General features: G+C 54.5%; 11 protein-coding genes, 1 tRNA gene and 1 pseudogene. 3 read left to right on the top strand and 10 right to left on the bottom strand.

Going from position 1 to position 15,886, the window contains the following annotated elements; translation table 11 throughout:
* Positions 1 to 333: 333 nt before the first annotated feature.
* Positions 334 to 406: transfer RNA gene (locus tag L8V22_RS06120), tRNA-Asn, on the bottom strand.
* A 561-nt stretch (positions 407 to 967) separates the two neighbouring features.
* Here L8V22_RS06120 and L8V22_RS06115 point away from each other — a divergent pair.
* A pseudogene (locus L8V22_RS06115) lies at positions 968 to 2,162 on the top strand (IS3 family transposase).
* 117 nt (positions 2,163 to 2,279) lie between these two features.
* Here the strand turns inward: L8V22_RS06115 and L8V22_RS06110 are convergent.
* The 3 genes from L8V22_RS06110 to L8V22_RS06100 form a co-directional block, all read right to left on the bottom strand.
* Positions 2,280 to 3,653, bottom strand: coding sequence for an NAD-dependent succinate-semialdehyde dehydrogenase (locus L8V22_RS06110; RefSeq protein ID WP_238801501.1), 1,374 nt, complete (start codon positions 3,651 to 3,653; stop codon positions 2,280 to 2,282).
* A gap of 98 nt (positions 3,654 to 3,751) precedes the next feature.
* Positions 3,752 to 4,957, bottom strand: a complete 1,206-nt coding sequence (locus L8V22_RS06105) for an oxygenase MpaB family protein (RefSeq protein ID WP_238801500.1) — start codon at positions 4,955 to 4,957, stop codon at positions 3,752 to 3,754.
* 43 nt (positions 4,958 to 5,000) lie between these two features.
* Positions 5,001 to 6,368, bottom strand: coding sequence for an oxygenase MpaB family protein (locus L8V22_RS06100; protein WP_238801499.1), 1,368 nt, complete (start codon positions 6,366 to 6,368; stop codon positions 5,001 to 5,003).
* Positions 6,369 to 6,735: 367 nt separating this feature from the next.
* Between L8V22_RS06100 and L8V22_RS06095 the strand changes: the two genes are divergently transcribed.
* Positions 6,736 to 7,902: a PDR/VanB family oxidoreductase gene (locus L8V22_RS06095; RefSeq protein ID WP_238801498.1), complete on the top strand. Its 1,167-nt coding sequence runs from the start codon at positions 6,736 to 6,738 to the stop codon at positions 7,900 to 7,902.
* Between the two features lie 11 nt (positions 7,903 to 7,913).
* Here L8V22_RS06095 and L8V22_RS06090 read toward each other — a convergent pair whose 3' ends face one another.
* From L8V22_RS06090 to L8V22_RS06075, 4 genes are all read right to left on the bottom strand, one after another.
* Positions 7,914 to 8,837, bottom strand: coding sequence for a DMT family transporter (locus L8V22_RS06090; protein ID WP_238801497.1), 924 nt, complete (start codon positions 8,835 to 8,837; stop codon positions 7,914 to 7,916).
* A 166-nt stretch (positions 8,838 to 9,003) separates the two neighbouring features.
* Complete coding sequence (gene accC, locus L8V22_RS06085; RefSeq protein ID WP_238801496.1) at positions 9,004 to 10,377, bottom strand: acetyl-CoA carboxylase biotin carboxylase subunit; 1,374 nt, start codon at positions 10,375 to 10,377, stop codon at positions 9,004 to 9,006.
* Positions 10,378 to 10,410: 33 nt separating this feature from the next.
* Complete coding sequence (accB, locus tag L8V22_RS06080; RefSeq protein WP_238801495.1) at positions 10,411 to 10,962, bottom strand: acetyl-CoA carboxylase biotin carboxyl carrier protein; 552 nt, start codon at positions 10,960 to 10,962, stop codon at positions 10,411 to 10,413.
* A 2-nt stretch (positions 10,963 to 10,964) separates the two neighbouring features.
* A complete protein-coding gene (locus L8V22_RS06075; protein ID WP_238801494.1) occupies positions 10,965 to 12,524 on the bottom strand; it encodes a pyruvate carboxylase in 1,560 nt (519 codons plus the stop codon).
* Between the two features lie 399 nt (positions 12,525 to 12,923).
* Here L8V22_RS06075 and L8V22_RS06070 point away from each other — a divergent pair, with 399 nt between their 5' ends.
* Positions 12,924 to 14,276 (top strand): MFS transporter, encoded by a 1,353-nt coding sequence (locus L8V22_RS06070; RefSeq protein WP_238801493.1) that lies wholly within the window; start codon positions 12,924 to 12,926, stop codon positions 14,274 to 14,276.
* Positions 14,277 to 14,434: 158 nt separating this feature from the next.
* Here the strand turns inward: L8V22_RS06070 and L8V22_RS06065 are convergent, their stop codons facing one another.
* Positions 14,435 to 15,076 (bottom strand): 3-oxoacid CoA-transferase subunit B, encoded by a 642-nt coding sequence (locus L8V22_RS06065; protein WP_238801492.1) that lies wholly within the window; start codon positions 15,074 to 15,076, stop codon positions 14,435 to 14,437.
* A complete protein-coding gene (locus L8V22_RS06060; RefSeq protein WP_238801491.1) occupies positions 15,076 to 15,819 on the bottom strand; it encodes a CoA transferase subunit A in 744 nt (247 codons plus the stop codon). The genes L8V22_RS06065 and L8V22_RS06060 overlap by 1 nt, the downstream gene beginning before the upstream one ends.
* Between the last annotated feature and the right edge of the window lie 67 nt (positions 15,820 to 15,886).

Below are 15,886 nucleotides of genomic sequence, written 5' to 3'. Positions count from 1 at the left end.
AAATGTCCCTTAAGCCTCTTTATGCGCTGCGCCAATGTAGAAAAAGCGGTTCCGCTTCTAAAGACAAGGCTGGGCGACAATGCTCGAGTACCCTCTACAACAGCTTCTTGACGTCCCAACAAACTGATTAGGCCCAATCCTGAGATTTCACACTCTCACCCGCTATGCAGTGCCTACTAATTTACTGGCCCAATGAGCTCCGCTACGTGATGAGCAAAACCCATTTCGCTACTTAACCCGCAAGCTACCCCTCTGGGTATTCCTAAAAATTTCTGCATCCCCAAGTGTCGTTTAAACAAAACAGGGCCCACTGTAAACAGCAGGCCCTAACTGCTCCTCCAACTGGGCTCGAACCAGTGACCCTTCGATTAACAGTCGAATGCTCTGCCAACTGAGCTATGGAGGAATATTTTATTGCTAGCACTTCGAACTCACCGTTCTCCGTGCAACGAGAATTAACTATATACGGAAGTGGGTCTTAGACACAAATCCCCTGTATACAAGGGAATCTTAAAGTTAGACTCAGAGCACAAACTCAAAAGCCTCGCTTTCCTGTATGGACGAATATTACGCGAAGATTTTCGATGAAATATAAATGCAAAAGAGCTATTCTGAGCGCTTTGCTGCTGAACTCTTACGGTGTGGCCGTACATTCCCTACGGGAGATTGGAAGCATTTATTAAAAAGAGCGCTGAATACAAGGACTGAAATGCCTACTTAACTAAATGCCCATTTGAGCTTCAGGTGTAGCGTCCTGACTTAGTTTCTAAGCTCTTGTTTCCTTTTGCAATTTTCCGTCTGACAGGTACTTCTCCTACAACTTTCTTCACCTTCGACCAAGGTTTGCATCCTAAGCATTGGTGGAGTCTTGTTTCATTCCACCCAAATGCGCTCGGGACCTGACCCCTGTTTGGTAGACACCTGATATCCAGCCCGGTTGGGTTGGGAAGAAAGGTAATCTACCACCATGCCTAGGTACTCCGAACAGTTCAAACGTGATGCTGTGGCCCTCTACGAAAACAACGAGGACCTCTCACTTCACACGGCTGCAGCAGAGCTGGGAATCAATCGTTCTTCACTTTATTCCCGGCTTAAGCAGTACGGCACCGGCAAACGTGCCCACTCGAAAAACATGCGTGATAAAACTCAGGCGACGACTGATTCTGAGCGAATCCGCCAGTGAGACAAAAGAAAACGCAAAGTTGCGCGAAGAACGCGACATCCTGCGCAAGGCCGCGAAGTATCTTGCCGAAGAGACACGCTGGTAATCCGCTTCCAGTTTTTCTATGACCACCGAACCAAGTACTCGGCTCACACGGATGTCCCGCGTGTTAAAGCTGAACCGTTCCTCGTTTTATAAATGGGTGCAAACCCGTGAAAAGCGCAGGTTAAAGATGTATTCTGATGCCCTTATTGGTGCAAGAATCACAACCACCTTCGATGATGAGCACGGGCTTTATGGTGCTAAACGCATCGCTGCAAGCCTCAACGACGATACGGATCTCGGCCCGATCAACCATAAGAAGGTCGCACGCATCATGAAAGCCATGGGGTTAAAAGGCTTTAGTAAACGGCGTCGATGCATCACCACTAGGCGCAAGCCTGGTCACCGTGTCATGCCAGATTTAGTAGGCCGTAAATTCACCGCTAACAGGCCGAACCACGTCTATGTAGGCGACATCACCTACCTGCCGTGTAAGAGTGGCAAGAACATGTACCTTGCAACGGTCATTGACGCCTACTCGCGCAAGCTCGTCGGCCATGCACTAGCCGATCACATGCGGGTATCTCTGGCTATCGAAGCTTTGTCTCATGCCAGCAAAGTCCGCGGAAGCCTTAAAGGGGCAATTTTCCATTCTGATCATGGCAGTGTGCACACCTCACAGGCGTTTAGGGACCACTGTGCCCAACTTGGTGTGCGCCAATCCATGGGTGCAGTGGGACCTAGTGCCGATAATGCCCTGGCAGAGTCATTTAACGCCACCTTAAAACGTGAAGTGCTGCGTGATCGGAAAGTCTTTGACAATCCCATTATCTGCCGGCAGGAAGACTTTCGATGGTGCATGCGTTACAACACGCGCAGACGACACTCCTGGTGCAACCTTCTAGCTCCCGATGACTTCGAAACACTCACATCAGCTACACTGATCCAAGCAGCATAGCTAACCCCGACGTGTCTACTTTCCGGGGGTCAGGCTCGGTAGTTACGAATGTTAGATTCTGATTAAACGGCAACGGCAATACCGGCTAGCATATTGCTAGCCGGTCGCCACTCTGTCCTAGTCGTTGATGTACAGGTACTGCTTGTTCACGAACTCGTCTAGGGCGAAGACAGAAAGTTCACGGCCATAGCCGGAATTCTTGATGCCACCGAAAGGCAGCACTGGGGAGAAGTACTGTCCCAGGTTGACGTGAATCATTCCGGTATCGATCTGGTCAGCCACGTTGGTGGCACGCTCGGTGTCCTCAGAGAAGACGGCGCCGCCCAGACCGTAGTTGGAGTTATTGGCTAGCTCCACTGCTTCTTTTTCGGAGGAGACCTTATAAATTTCGGCCACAGGGCCGAAGAACTCCTCATAGTAGGAGTCGGAGCCTACGGGGACGTCGGTAAGCACGGTTGGCGTGTAATAGGCCGCGGTTTCATGCAGCTCGCCACCGGTACGGATGGTGGCGCCATTGTCCACGGCGCGCTGGACCTGCTTGTCTAGGTTCTCTGCGGCGCTGCGCGAGGACATTGGGTAGTACTGGTTATCCGCTGGGCTGGAAGGATCACCTTGTGCCATTCCCTCGGCGATGCGCACCATTTCATCAACAAACTCGTCGTAGATATCCTCCATGACGATGATGCGCTTATTGGAGGTGCAGGCCTGGCCGACGTTCTCGATGCGCTTGACCCAGGCTTCCTCAGCCGCCTTAGTGACATCGGCGGAATCGAGAATAATATACGGATCAGTACCGCCGAGCTCCAGCACAGCCTTCTTAAGGTTGCGGCCGGCGATTTCCGCAATGGCGGCGCCGGCACGCTCAGAACCAGTGAGAGAAACACCCTGGACGCGCGAATCAGCAATGACGTCCGCAATCTGGTCATGATCGGCATAGATATTGATGTACACTCCCTCGGGCAGGCCAGCCTCGCGGAAGATCTCCTCGATAGCAGCGGCGGACTTCGGGGTAATTTCGGCATGCTTTAGCAAAATGCAATTGCCGTTCATCAAGTTAGGTCCGGCAAAGCGGGCGACCTGGTAGATGGGATAGTTCCACGGCATGATGCCCAGGAGCGTGCCAACGGGAAGGCGGCGAACCACGGCCTTTCCGCCGGGTACATCGACTGGCTTGTCTTTATTGTGCTCTGCCGCGTTATCCGCATAAAACTGCAAGATATCGCCAGAGAAGTTGATTTCCCACTCCCCTTCCGGGGTCGCCTTGCCCATTTCCTGGGCCTCAATCTTGGCTAGTTCGCTCTTACGCTCCTTAAAGAGCTCAGCAGCACGGGAGACAATCTTGGCGCGCTCGTCAATTGGGGTCTTACGCCAGGTTTGAAAAGCCTCGTGAGACTTGGCTAGTGCATCCTGGATCTGCTCATCGGTAAAGGTATCGAAGGTTTCTACCACTTCATTTGTGGCGGGGTTGGTAACTGCGTAGCCCTTAGACATCGGGACTTCCTTCCTATGGGGTGTTGATATTGATGTACATCGCGCAGGCATTGTGCCTGTCACAACAGTACGCTACTTTTGTTATACATGTCACCGATTTAAGCGCCGACGGCCATCGAACCGTCCTTCATTTTCACGCCCTCATCCTGCTTCATGTAGGTGGCATCACGGGTAAGCATTTGACGCACCATGTCCTCATTCTTTTGGATTTCCGCCTCGAGGGCTTCCTTGTCTTGGCGCAGCAGGTCAAAACGTTCTTGTACCAGTGGAGCTTCCATCTCCAAGATGGGCTGCATCACGGACTGCGCCACGCCACAGGCATCAGCCACCTCATCGCCGTGGATGATGCGCACGTGCGCAGCGGTCCAATCTGCAAGCGTGTCTTCTGGGAAGCCAGTGAGTTCCTTAGCATTAACAACGAAGCCGGACATCAGGGCATCGACAAGCTGGCGGGCAGCCTCGTTAATCTCACCGTCAACCGCATGGATGGCGTCCATGGTCTCCTGCGAGGCTTCTACACCATCTTCGCCGTGGAAGAGATCGGAGTGGATGCCTAACATGCGGCCGACTATCTTCCACAGATAAAACACATCTCTTTCTTCTTCCGCGGTGAGTTGCCAGCCCATGCGGCGCAGCCCGGCATATGGGATATACGTGAAATCGAACCAGGTACGCAGCATGTCGAATTCACTAATCGGTGCACCATAGTCGGAATAGTCCAAGCCTTTGCGGTTATGTACGCGGCGCACATGAGCGTGAATCGCGCGCACCATGCCTGTATGAATAAAACCCTCCCCTCCTGGCTGCAAAGCATCCGGCAGGTAGAGCGAATAGGTCCAATTTGTGGTGTAGGCAAGACGCTTGACTGCACCGTCAGTAAGCTCGCCGGTGTTAATCAAAAGGTCAGCGATGGCCGGGGTAGCATACGTATGCACCAAGGAACCAGGGCCCAACGCCAGACCGTGACTCAACGGCGGGATGGATAGGTAGGTGCGGCGACCACGCTCAAGCTTTTCCGCGTCTAGACCAGCAAGTGCCTTGGTCATATCCTCAATCAATGCCGCTACCTCCGGCAGGGTATCGTCATCGGCGGTGCCGCGAGCTAAGGCCTCGCGCAGGTTGGGCATGATTTCCTTAACCGTATGACCGCTGGTGAATAGAGCGTCCGCCACGGGATCCATAGCCCAGAAGGCCTCTTGGTAACGGTCTGCGCGTTGCGTGCCATACTTGGCCACAAATTCTTCGCGGCTACCGCGGCCGGCAGGCCATTCATTTACGGTGCTCAACGGTGCTGGTGCATTCATTGTGGTTTCTCCTTATAGCCTGATGAGAGTTGGTAAAGTCGGTTTAGCTGCGGGCTTCTTTCGAGTCATCGTGCAAGGTGTAATCGGACTTGGTATCTGGCTCGTTCTTAGCGATGTAGTCTTTGATCACCTCCGTCACCGCAGTCCAAGGGGGTTTGCCATTATTGGCACGCTTTACCCTGGCCTTTTTCGCACCTGGCAGCTTGTCCCGAACTCGGGCCGCACGAGCTTCCGCTTTAGCGGCCGCCTTGAAGAGGATGGCCCAAGGCCTAAAGTTGATCTTTTCCCAGCGCGTGCCCTGCACCATAAACTTGGTATCTTTCTCGCCGCAGATGGTAGATAGTGCGCCAAGGGCAACGTGTGGCACGAGGGGGTTGAGGCTTTCCAGGATGGACATCAGCGCGGTAGCCACACGCTCATGGTAAGCAGAGGAATATCCGCCATTGCCATAGATGTAATCAGTCATCTTGCGCATTTCATCGCCAGTTTTAGGGATAAGGCGCTCCTCCGCTCCCATCATGTAGAGGATGTATCCCCAATACTGAGCCACGTCATCCCATTCCTGGCCGCTATGCGGCCGGCCAAAAAACTCGTCGATCGCAAGCGGCATCATGCCAAACCAGCCTTCTCCAGAGACGAGGAAGCTAGAGCCGATTGGACGCCCGAATTCGTTATAGTGCTCCGGTCCCCATATCTTTTCCAATCCGCGGTTTGCCTGGGCATGGAGCAGGCGCACGCGAACCGCCGCCTTGCGCCCCTCACCAAAGCGCTCGAAAACGTTCTTCTTTCCTAGATCCACAAAGAACTGTGCAGTCTCAATAGACCGCTGCATGGCTTGGAACTCAAACATTCCGGTCTCGCCCGTGGCCGCAGAGGTGCGGTCTTCCAACGTAGTTGCCCAATAAGCAAAGGCGATAGCAAGAATCTCTGAGGTGCGGGTGACGTTGTAATAGGCTATGCGCCCGCGTTCGGCGGCCTCGAGGTCTAGCCAATTGGGGATCCGATCTACTTCTTGGAAAAACTCCACCAGCTCAGGGGCAGGTTCACGCACAGTATCGATGCCTTGATTTAGCGCCTGCTCAAATTTTTTCCGCGATTCCTTCGCGCCATCGCGACGGAAGGCTTGGGCGAGCTTCTCACCCGTCTCATCGGTTTGCCACATGTGGTCATCTAAAAGGCGGGTTTGCGCAGTACCGTAGCCCTCCCAAGAATCTTCCACTGAGTGCCAAGAATCAAAAATATTATGGCGCAGCGCGGACCAGCTCGGGGTGGGGGTGCGCCGCTTAGGCGCCGGGCGCAGCGGCATTCCATCGCGGTAAAAATAGCGGAAATCCTCATAAGGATTATCGGACATCGGCAAAATCTCTGGCTGCGTGGCTTCGCTCGCCAAGGGCTTGGTGGGAGTTGACATTGCAGTGACTCTCTTTCTTATTTCAAGTGTCATACTACGCACTGTTGAACAATCTGTGTGCTAAATCACTTTTGGTATCTACTGGTTATCGTATAGGGAGTCAGATCACACCGCAACGGAACCCGCTGAGGTTTGCCCATTTTGCTTTGTCTTAAACTCTCAAAAGTAGGTAAAAGGTCTCGGACTACACTCCCCCACCACGAGAAATAAAGCGGGTGGATGCGCCAAAAGATTTTTCAATTGGAAGCGTTCACCCACCCATGTGGGTGTATCAAACACGGTTAATCGACGCAGGCTTGCCACATGAGTGACATGGGGCTCGTTTAGTAGATACTATGTCCTCAATCACTTTAAAAGGCTGAATGGCGTGAATCGCTACCGCGAGACACGAACGAACTGCAGGACGTGTAAAGGCTTCACATTTTTCCCTCGATCCGCCCACGCCATTGAGCAGAAAGGGGCCACAATGGACGAAACTTCCTTAAAACACTCTCCGGCACGAGGCACAGCAAAAAGGAGCGAAGGTTCGCGGCTGCGGGCCACAGTACAACAGATCACCCGAGTCGCTGATGACCTTATGGTGCTGGAATTCTGCTTAAAGGATGGCGAGGAACTCCCCGACTACTCCCCCGGCTGCCACGTAGACGTCACACTCACCGGACCAGAAGAAACGGAATTAGTGCGCCAGTACTCCGTTTTTGAAATGCCACCCAAGGAGATCTCCAGTTGTGACGCCGGTGCACATTTAACTTACGGCATCGCCGTTAAACGCGAAGAGAATTCGCGGGGTGGTTCCCTTGTCATGATGCAACTTCGCGCGGGCGATGAGTTGCTTATCTCCCCAGCGCACAATAACTTCGAACTCGTTGACACCGCCAGCTACTATGTACTCGTCGGCGCCGGTGTGGGTATTGCGCCTATGCTATCCATGGCCCAATCGCTACAGCACCAAGGCAAACCCTTCATGGTGCTTTACTTTGTCTCTAGCATTACCCGCGCCGTACTCCTGCCCCAATTACGCAGCATATGCGGCGATAGTCTCATTGAAGTTTTCGGCTCACCCCGTGCACGGCAAGAAGAAATCTACCGACACCTGTTATCCCAAGCCCCGCAGGAAACAGTGTTTTATGTATGCGGTCCGCAAGGGTTCATGTCCGGCGCGAAGGAGGTAGTGCTGGACTATCTTCCCCACCAGAATTTCCACTGGGAAAACTTCCACCCTGATATGGAAGCGCTTAGCGGAGAGAAAAATGCCGGTGCAGGCGGTTGCGCTTTCGATGTGGAATTTTGTGGGGAAACCGTACACGTTCCAGCCAATGCCACTGTGCTCGAGGCACTCGAGGAAGCTGACTTGCCGGTGATGTCACGTTGTTTAGAAGGCACCTGCAGCACCTGCGTTATGAAAGTGATAGAAGGCGAGCCAGATCATCGAGATTCCGTCTTTAATGAGCAAATGCATGCAGACGGCGCCTTTGCGCCCTGCGTTTCACGGTCACTGGATAGACGCCTGGTGCTCGAGCGCTGGCGCCGCTAAGGCACTACGTTTTAGAGCGAACGCACCATCACGACCCCAATGATGACTAAGGCCAGTCCCACTACGCGGTGAATAGGGGGCAGTCCCCGGCGCGCATGCCCCCAGCCGAGCGACTCTACTACCTGACCGCACACAATTGATCCCACCAGCGATCCAATCACGGTCGTTCCCGTGCCCAAGATGGGAGAAAGCTTAGCCCCACCAACCACGAAAAGTGCCCCAAGCACTCCACCGAACCACATCCACCACGGACCAGGGGCGGGACGGGTGAAAAGAGCACGCCGCGGACCACGGGGGGCGATAGACAGCACTGCAAGAAAGAGCACGCCGACTGCTAGAGAAACCTCGCCGGCGGGAAGGGGGTTGCCCAATGCACGGCCGAGGAAGCCGTTGACAGCAGTTTGGGTTGCTGAGCCCATTCCAATAAGAACCCCAAAAAGCCGCCACAACCACAGCTTCACACCACTGGCTGTAGCATGCGTAGTAGCGGCACCGCGCCCGATTTCCAATACCAACGCGATTCCGACCAACACCACGGCCACTCCGAGGATGCGCAGCGGGCCGACTCCAACGTGTGGGGAATTAAATATGCCGGTGGTATCGCAAAGCAGACCCATTGTTACCTGCCCCAAGATAGGCAAGATAACGGTCTCCACACTGCCGATGCGAGGGAAAAGTAGAATATTTCCCACGATGAAGGAAACTCCCATAAACCCGCCGAGCCACACCCACCAGGGCTGTTGCGCAGCGGTGGCTAAATCCGGAATTAGGTGGCCGGTAAGCGCAAGAGCAATAAGCGCAGAAACGAACAAGCCAATAATAAAGGAAAAGAATCCCGCCACAATTGGCGAGCCAATACTTTCACGAAACCGCGTATTAATGGCCGTCTGTACCGGCACTATGGCGCCGACCAGCAGGGCGGCAATGACCAACATAGGGCGTCCTTTCTTGTAAGCAGCTGGGGGCATCGCCAAGCATGGCTTCTGCCTCATTGCACAATGCAGAAACACTGAAAGTGCAGGCCCAGGGTTGTGGGACTGCACTCTCGGAATGGCGGTAGCACTGCCATGAGATGGTGCGGGCTAGCTACCAGAAGATTTATTAATCCGTGGGAATGGAGTCAGTGTTCTCCAGTAGCTTGGCCACATAACCGGTATTGAACTCACCGCTGCGGAACTTTTCGCTATCGAGCAACATCGCCTGGAACGGCGCAGTCGTCACCACGCCCTCCACCTCTAGCTCATCGATAGCGCGCAGCATGCGGGCGATGGCTTCATCGCGATCTTCTGCCCACACGATTAGTTTGCCGACCATAGAATCATAGAAAGGTGGGATCGTGTAGCCGGTTTCGATGTGGGTATCCATGCGTACACCAAAGCCGCCTGGAACGCGATAGTGTTCGATCTTGCCGGGGCGAGGAGCGAAGTTTTGGTTCGGGTCCTCAGCATTGATGCGGCATTCAATAGCGTGGCCTCGTATCTCAATTTCATCCTGCCTGATGGACAACTTTTGTCCGGAGGCAATGCGTAGCTGCTCCTTGATGAGGTCCACGCCGGTGATCATTTCCGTAACCGGGTGCTCGACTTGGATACGGGTATTCATCTCGATGAAGTAGTACTTGTTTTCCGTGTTGTCGAAGACGAACTCGATGGTACCGGCGTTTTTGTATTTAACTTCCTTGCACAGGTTGATGGCAGCTTCCTGCATACCCGCTCGGAGTTCCTCGGTCAGGACCGGGGACGGGCCTTCCTCAATAAGCTTCTGGTTACGGCGCTGGGAGGTACAGTCACGCTCTCCCAAGGCCACGACGTTCTCTCCATCCGAAAGCACCTGAATCTCAATGTGCCTAATATCGGTGAGATAGCGCTCGATGTACACCGAGGGATCGTTGAACGCCGATTCGGCCTCGTTCATGATCTCATTGAGATCTTTTTCCAGCGTGTCCTCGGATTCAACCACGCGCATGCCACGACCTCCGCCGCCGGCTGCAGCCTTAATAAGCAGCGGGAAGCCTGTGTTGCGGGCGACTTCCATCGCCTCATCAATTTCGGTGACTACTCCATCGGAGCCGGGCACGGTGGGCACCCCGGCAGCCTGTGCGATGCGTTTTGCCTCGATCTTGTCTCCCATCAAGCCGATGTGTTCGGCAGAGGGACCGACAAAGCCGATGTTTTCTTCTTCCACCATGCGTACAAAGTCGGGCTTTTCAGATAGGAATCCGTAGCCGGGATGGATGGCGTCAGCCTTAAAAGCCATGGCCGCAGAAAGGATGAGCTCGGGGCTGTTATAGCTTTTCGCGGCGTTGGCTGGGCCGATGCAGACTGCCTTATCAGCTAGTTTGACAGGCAAGGATTCCTTATCACCCTCGGAGTAGACGAGGATGGATTTTATCCCCAGCTCCTTGCAGGCGCGGATAACGCGCAAGGCGATCTCGCCGCGGTTGGCAATCAGAACGCTATTTAAGAGATCTGACATGTTTTCCTCCAGATCGGTGTGCGGGAACGGGGTTTACTTTGGTTCGATGATCATTAGTGGCTGGCCGTGCTCAACGGCATCCTCGTTGTCCACGAGGATTTCCTTGACAGTTCCGGCAAACTTGGCCTCAATATTGTTCATCAGCTTCATGACCTCGACGATGCACAGCACCTGTCCTACCTCGACCTCATCGCCAACTTTGACGAATGGGTCCGCGCCCGGCTTCGGGGAAGCATAGTAGGTACCGACCATAGGAGCGGTGACGGTCTCGCCCTCTGCCGCCGGAGCTCCGGAAGCCTTCGACTGCTCCTGATCAGCTGGTTCTTGTGCAGCGGGTGCCGATGCGGGCTCTTCCTGCGCAGGCGCCTGCTGTGCGGGGACTTGCTCTGCCGGGGATGCGGCTGGAGCAGCTGCAGGTGCGGCAGCTGCTTCCGGAGCCGGGGCTGGGCGGTTGAGGCCGCCAGGCGTGCGGGACATGGCGAGTTCGATGTCGCCATACTTGATCTGCAGCTCTTGGATGTCATCGGAAAGGTTGGCCCACTTCAGGAGGGCCTTCAGATCCTGCAGGTTGGTGGTATCAGTCATGATTACTTTTCTCCTTTGGTGAGGTTAATTTCCAAGTCAGAGGTCTTGAGGTGGAAGTCGGTGGTATCGGAAGAGTTGTAGATTTGCTGGACGAGGGAGGTCAAGACGCCGCCTTTGACGCCTTCGCCCTCGCCGGCGCGGCCCTCAGCTACAAAGCGCTTCATTTCATCGACTTGGCTGCCGGCGAACATAACGCGCAAAAGCAGGGTGTCGATGTCCTCGTCCGGATGCGCCTCTTTCAGGCCCGGCAGTACCGGCTTGAGTTCTGGGATTTCCTCGGTGATTTCGGAGGAACCGTTGGCCAGGATCTTTTCCAATACCTCTGGGTCCAGCGGAGCCAGAGGTTCACCGTAGTAGCCCAGGGCATACTTCTTAATCTCATTTGGGACCACGGAGTAGCGATCGCCAGTCATCACATTCATGACGGCCTGCGTACCCACGAACTGGGCAAATGGCGTAATCATGATGGGGTATGCCAGCTCTTCTCGCACGCGAGCCACCTCATAGAGAAGCTCCTCAAATCGATCTCCTAGGCCGGCGGTTTCCAGCTGAGATTCGAAGTTCGTCAGCATGCCGCCTGGCAGCTGGTGCATGTAGTGGAGGCCGTCGAAAGCACGGGGCACACCCACCGGCTTATCCTCAGTATCGGCGATTTCCTGGATCCGGTCGCTGGCAGAGGCGATGCGATCATCGTCAACGTTTACGGTATAGCCGAGCGCCCGCAGATCTCGTACCAAAGCCTGGGTCGCAGGCTGACCGGGGCCGTTGGCAAGTGGGGCGATGGAAGTGTGGATCGAATCCACGCCTAGCTCCGCACCAAAGAGATAGGTCAATGGAGACAAGCCGGTCAGGGAGTGGGTGTGTACCTCCAGCGGGATATCTTCTCCAATGGAGCTGCGGATAGCCGGGATAAGGGTTTTCATGCGGTCCGGAGTGAGCAATCCGCCAGCATCCTTCAGCATGATGCGGTCAACATCGGTACGCTCAAGCAGCTCCTCCGCCTTTTGCTTGTAGAGCTCATCGGTATGCACTGGGCTAAGGCAGTAGGACAGCGCACCAAAGGTTTCAGCGCCAAGTTCCTTGGCAAGTTTGAGACCCTTGTCAATGTTGTTGATGTCATTGAGCCCATCAAAAGAACCAATGACGCGGAAGCCGTTGGCATAAAGGCGTTCAGTCCAGTTAAGGATGGCATCATCCGGCAGGAAGTCAAAGGATGCCAGATTCTTGGAGCGAATCAGCGCGCGGAACTTAGTACCGGGAGCCGCATGCTCGTGGACGAGACGTACGCGCTCCCAGGGATCCTCTTTGAGGTAGCGCACGGCCACGTCGAACTGGATGGGGGCGACTAGGTCGACGTGTTCGAACCCTGCATTGGTGACGTCATCCAACAGGGAAAGGATGTGTTCCGTGGTCATGCGGGTGGCCCAGATGCTCTGGTGCGCATCACGCAGGGTGGTATCGATGATCTTAATTTCACGCTCGCTATCGGCTGGGCGTCCGCCCGCGGCCATGACTTCGGCGAGGCTTTCTGTGCTCAATTCCTCGGGGCTAAGAGCAGTCATAAATCCCTCCTTAGGGTGCGGCTCCGACAAGACTCGGGTGGCTTAGGACTCATACCTTTCCGTCCGTGTCATGTGTCACACGCTACACCAGTGCCCACCACTGTGAACCTAAAACTTTTGCCTAAGGAGAGCTTTCCCGCCGTTATCCAAGCTCAGAAACGCTAAACATTTACCCAACTACCCCCAAGTGGGGCCACTATGCGCACTCAAGTTCACAATGCGAACCATAAATCTAACCACAGGTTGTCCCCGAAAGGGGTTCATCACGTGCAGTTTCCCACACGACAAACAACATCAATGACGTCACCGCCAGCTCAGCGCTTTAGATCCCCGCCGCCCTTTTGTGTGATCTGGGTAATATTTTCCCCAACCGTACCGGTCCCACTACAAGGAGAACTCATGACCTCTACCACCAAGCCGACATCGCCACCAGATACCGAATCCGGTAAAGACGCAGCTTCTACCACCGACATCAAATCCCTAGGAGCCAGCCTTACCGGGCAAATCCTGGAGTGGTATGAGTGGAGCTCCTATGCAGTCTTTGCCCCATTCATTGCCACCGCTATGTTCAATAAAGGCGACTCCACCTCCGCCCTTTTGGCTACCTTCGGCGTTTTTGCCGTTGGTTTCCTTGTGCGCCCGCTCGGAGGAATCGTCTTCGGCCGTGTAGCAGATAAGCGTGGCCGAAAATCCGTACTTATGATGACCATCATCATGATGGCCATCGCCTCCGCGATCATCGGATTCATGCCTACCTATGACCAGATCGGCATTTGGGCCTCTGTAGGCCTTTTGGTGATCCGTATCCTGCAGGGCTTCGCACACGGAGGTGAATCAGCTGCCGCCAATAGCTATATCCCAGAGATCGCCCCCAACGCCCACCGCGGTAAATGGGGCTCTATGGTCTACGTTTCCATTTTCGGTGGCTCCGTCATCGCCTACGTGCTCGGCGGCCTAATCTCCCTCGTACTCAATGATGAACAACTTGCCTCATGGGGCTGGCGCATCCCCTTCTTCCTCTGCGCGCTCTCTGCCTGTGTAGCGCTATACCTACGCCGCCACATGAAAGAGTCCGATCACTTCAAGGAAATCGACAGTTCCGAGCCCAGCGTAGACACCCCAGCGCGCAAGGAGCGTCCAGCAATCCCACAATCCGCCTCCGCTACTCGTCCGGCTTGGATCAATATCCTGCTCGTTATCGGCATGGTCTCCGGCGTTACTTCAGCGCACTACACGTGGACCTCCTACGTTTCTACCTATGCCATTAGCCACGAAGGAATGACCACACAAGGCGCGTACTGGGTCACGGTGGTTGCTCAAGTTGCTGGCCTTATCGCTCTACCACTGTGGGGCAGTCTCTCGGACAAGATTGGGCGCAAACCCGTCATCTATATCTGCGCGGTAGGTATGGCCGTTTTGCAAATCCCACTGATGGCGTTGATCGATTCACGTCCGTGGACCTTGCTCATCGCTTCTACTGTAGGCGTGATCATCGTCGCCGCCGGTGGCGCGCTGCTATCTTCCATCATGTCCGAGGTTTTCCCTACCGCCCAGCGCACACATAGTATCGGACTTGCATACTCCCTTTCTGTAGCTGTCTTTGGCGGAACCGCGCCCTATATCTACCAGTGGTTTGTCGCACACGATCTGGCGTGGGCCTCTGGCTTTTATGTCATCGCTCTGTGCGTCCTCACCATGATTAGCATGTACATTCTCCCTGAAACCAAGGGTGTAGATCTACGCGATGTCTAACTAGTACCTCTCTCATTCCCACGTAAGGCCGGGCCGAACCATGAATCATTTCGGCCCAGCCTTTAGCTAATTCAGCACCGAAGCCCCCTCTCATTAGAAAGAAGAAGAAAGCCCGCCTTCCGGATGCTAGAAGGCGGGCTTTCGGGAATAGTTCAGGACTAGGACAGGTCCAGCATGAATGGGGCATCAGTAACCTCGCGGATGGAGTCCTCGGTCTCCCCCTCGGCCATCTGAACCAAAGTCAGACCTTCTAACTCATCGACCTCAAAGACGGCACGGTCCGTAATAATAAGGTCCACGCAGCGCGCGCCGGTGAGCGGCAGTTGGCATTCTGAAAGGATCTTGGACTTACCATGTTTGGACACGTGCTGCATCATCACCACAATGCGTTTGGCGCCGTGCACCAAATCCATGGCACCGCCCATACCTTTGACCATCTTGCCCGGAATCATCCAATTGGCAAGGTCCCCAAATTGGGATACTTCCATGGCGCCGAGTACCGCTACGTCGATAGCACGCGAGCGAATCATTCCAAAAGATTCCGAAGAAGAAAAGAATGAAGCTCCGGAGGCAGCGGTGATGGTCTCTTTGCCAGCATTGATAAGCTCTGGGTCCACCTTATCTTCGGCCGGGTACGGGCCTACGCCCAAGATGCCGTTTTCAGAATGAAGCACCACTTCAAGGCCCTCCGGAAGGAACCCAGGAATCAACGTTGGCATGCCAATTCCTAGGTTGACGTAGTCGCCGTTTTTCAATTCCTGTGCGGCCCGAGCCGCCATTTCTTCACGTGACCAGGTCATTACTTGCTCACCGTCCTAAATTCGATTCCAGTTTCTTGCTTTCCCACTTCTACGACGCGATCGACGTAGATGCCCGGCACGTCAACCTCGGCCGGTGGAATCGCCTCCACCAATTCTTCCGCCTGCACAATGGTGATATCAGCGCAACGAGCGGCATCCGGGTTAAAGTTCTGCGCAGTCTTAGCAAAAGCCAAGTTGCCGTATCGATCTGCGCGAGCGGCATGAACGAAGGAGAAATCTGGGGTCAGTGCCTCTTCCAGCACGTAGAGCTCGCCGTTAAACTCACGAGTTTCCTTCGGCTTAGAAGTCTGCGCTATGGATCCATCCGGGTTATAGCGGGTGGGGATATCTCCCTCCGCAAGCGGGGTTCCCACACCGGCCTTGGTATAGAAGGCGGGAATGCCGGCACCGCCAGCGCGCATACGCTCGGCCAACGTTCCCTGCGGGGTAAATTCCACAGTCAGTTCACCTTCGAGATACTGGCGGGCGTACTCCTTATTCGTTCCGAGATAGGAACCAATAGAGCGGGAAATGCGATGATCTTTAAGCAAGAGCCCGAGCCCGAAATCGTCGGTACCAAGGTTATTGGAAATGATGGTGAGGTCTCCAGAGCCGAGTTCACGCAGAGCACCAATAAGACGCGCCGGAATTCCCACGAGTCCGAATCCGCCCACCGCAATGGAAGCGCCGTCTGGAATATCGGCCACGGCATTTTCTACTGAGTCGATGACTTTATCTAACATGGCTTCAGCCTACGTGTGGTTCATATGTTGCACAAGGGTTCACAGTGCGAACATTTTTGGATACAAT

Source organism: Corynebacterium yonathiae (assembly GCF_027570195.1).
Lineage (GTDB): Bacteria > Actinomycetota > Actinomycetes > Mycobacteriales > Mycobacteriaceae > Corynebacterium > Corynebacterium yonathiae.
The sequence above is the reverse complement of the archived record's forward strand: the minus strand, read 5'-3'. Positions and strand labels throughout refer to the sequence as shown.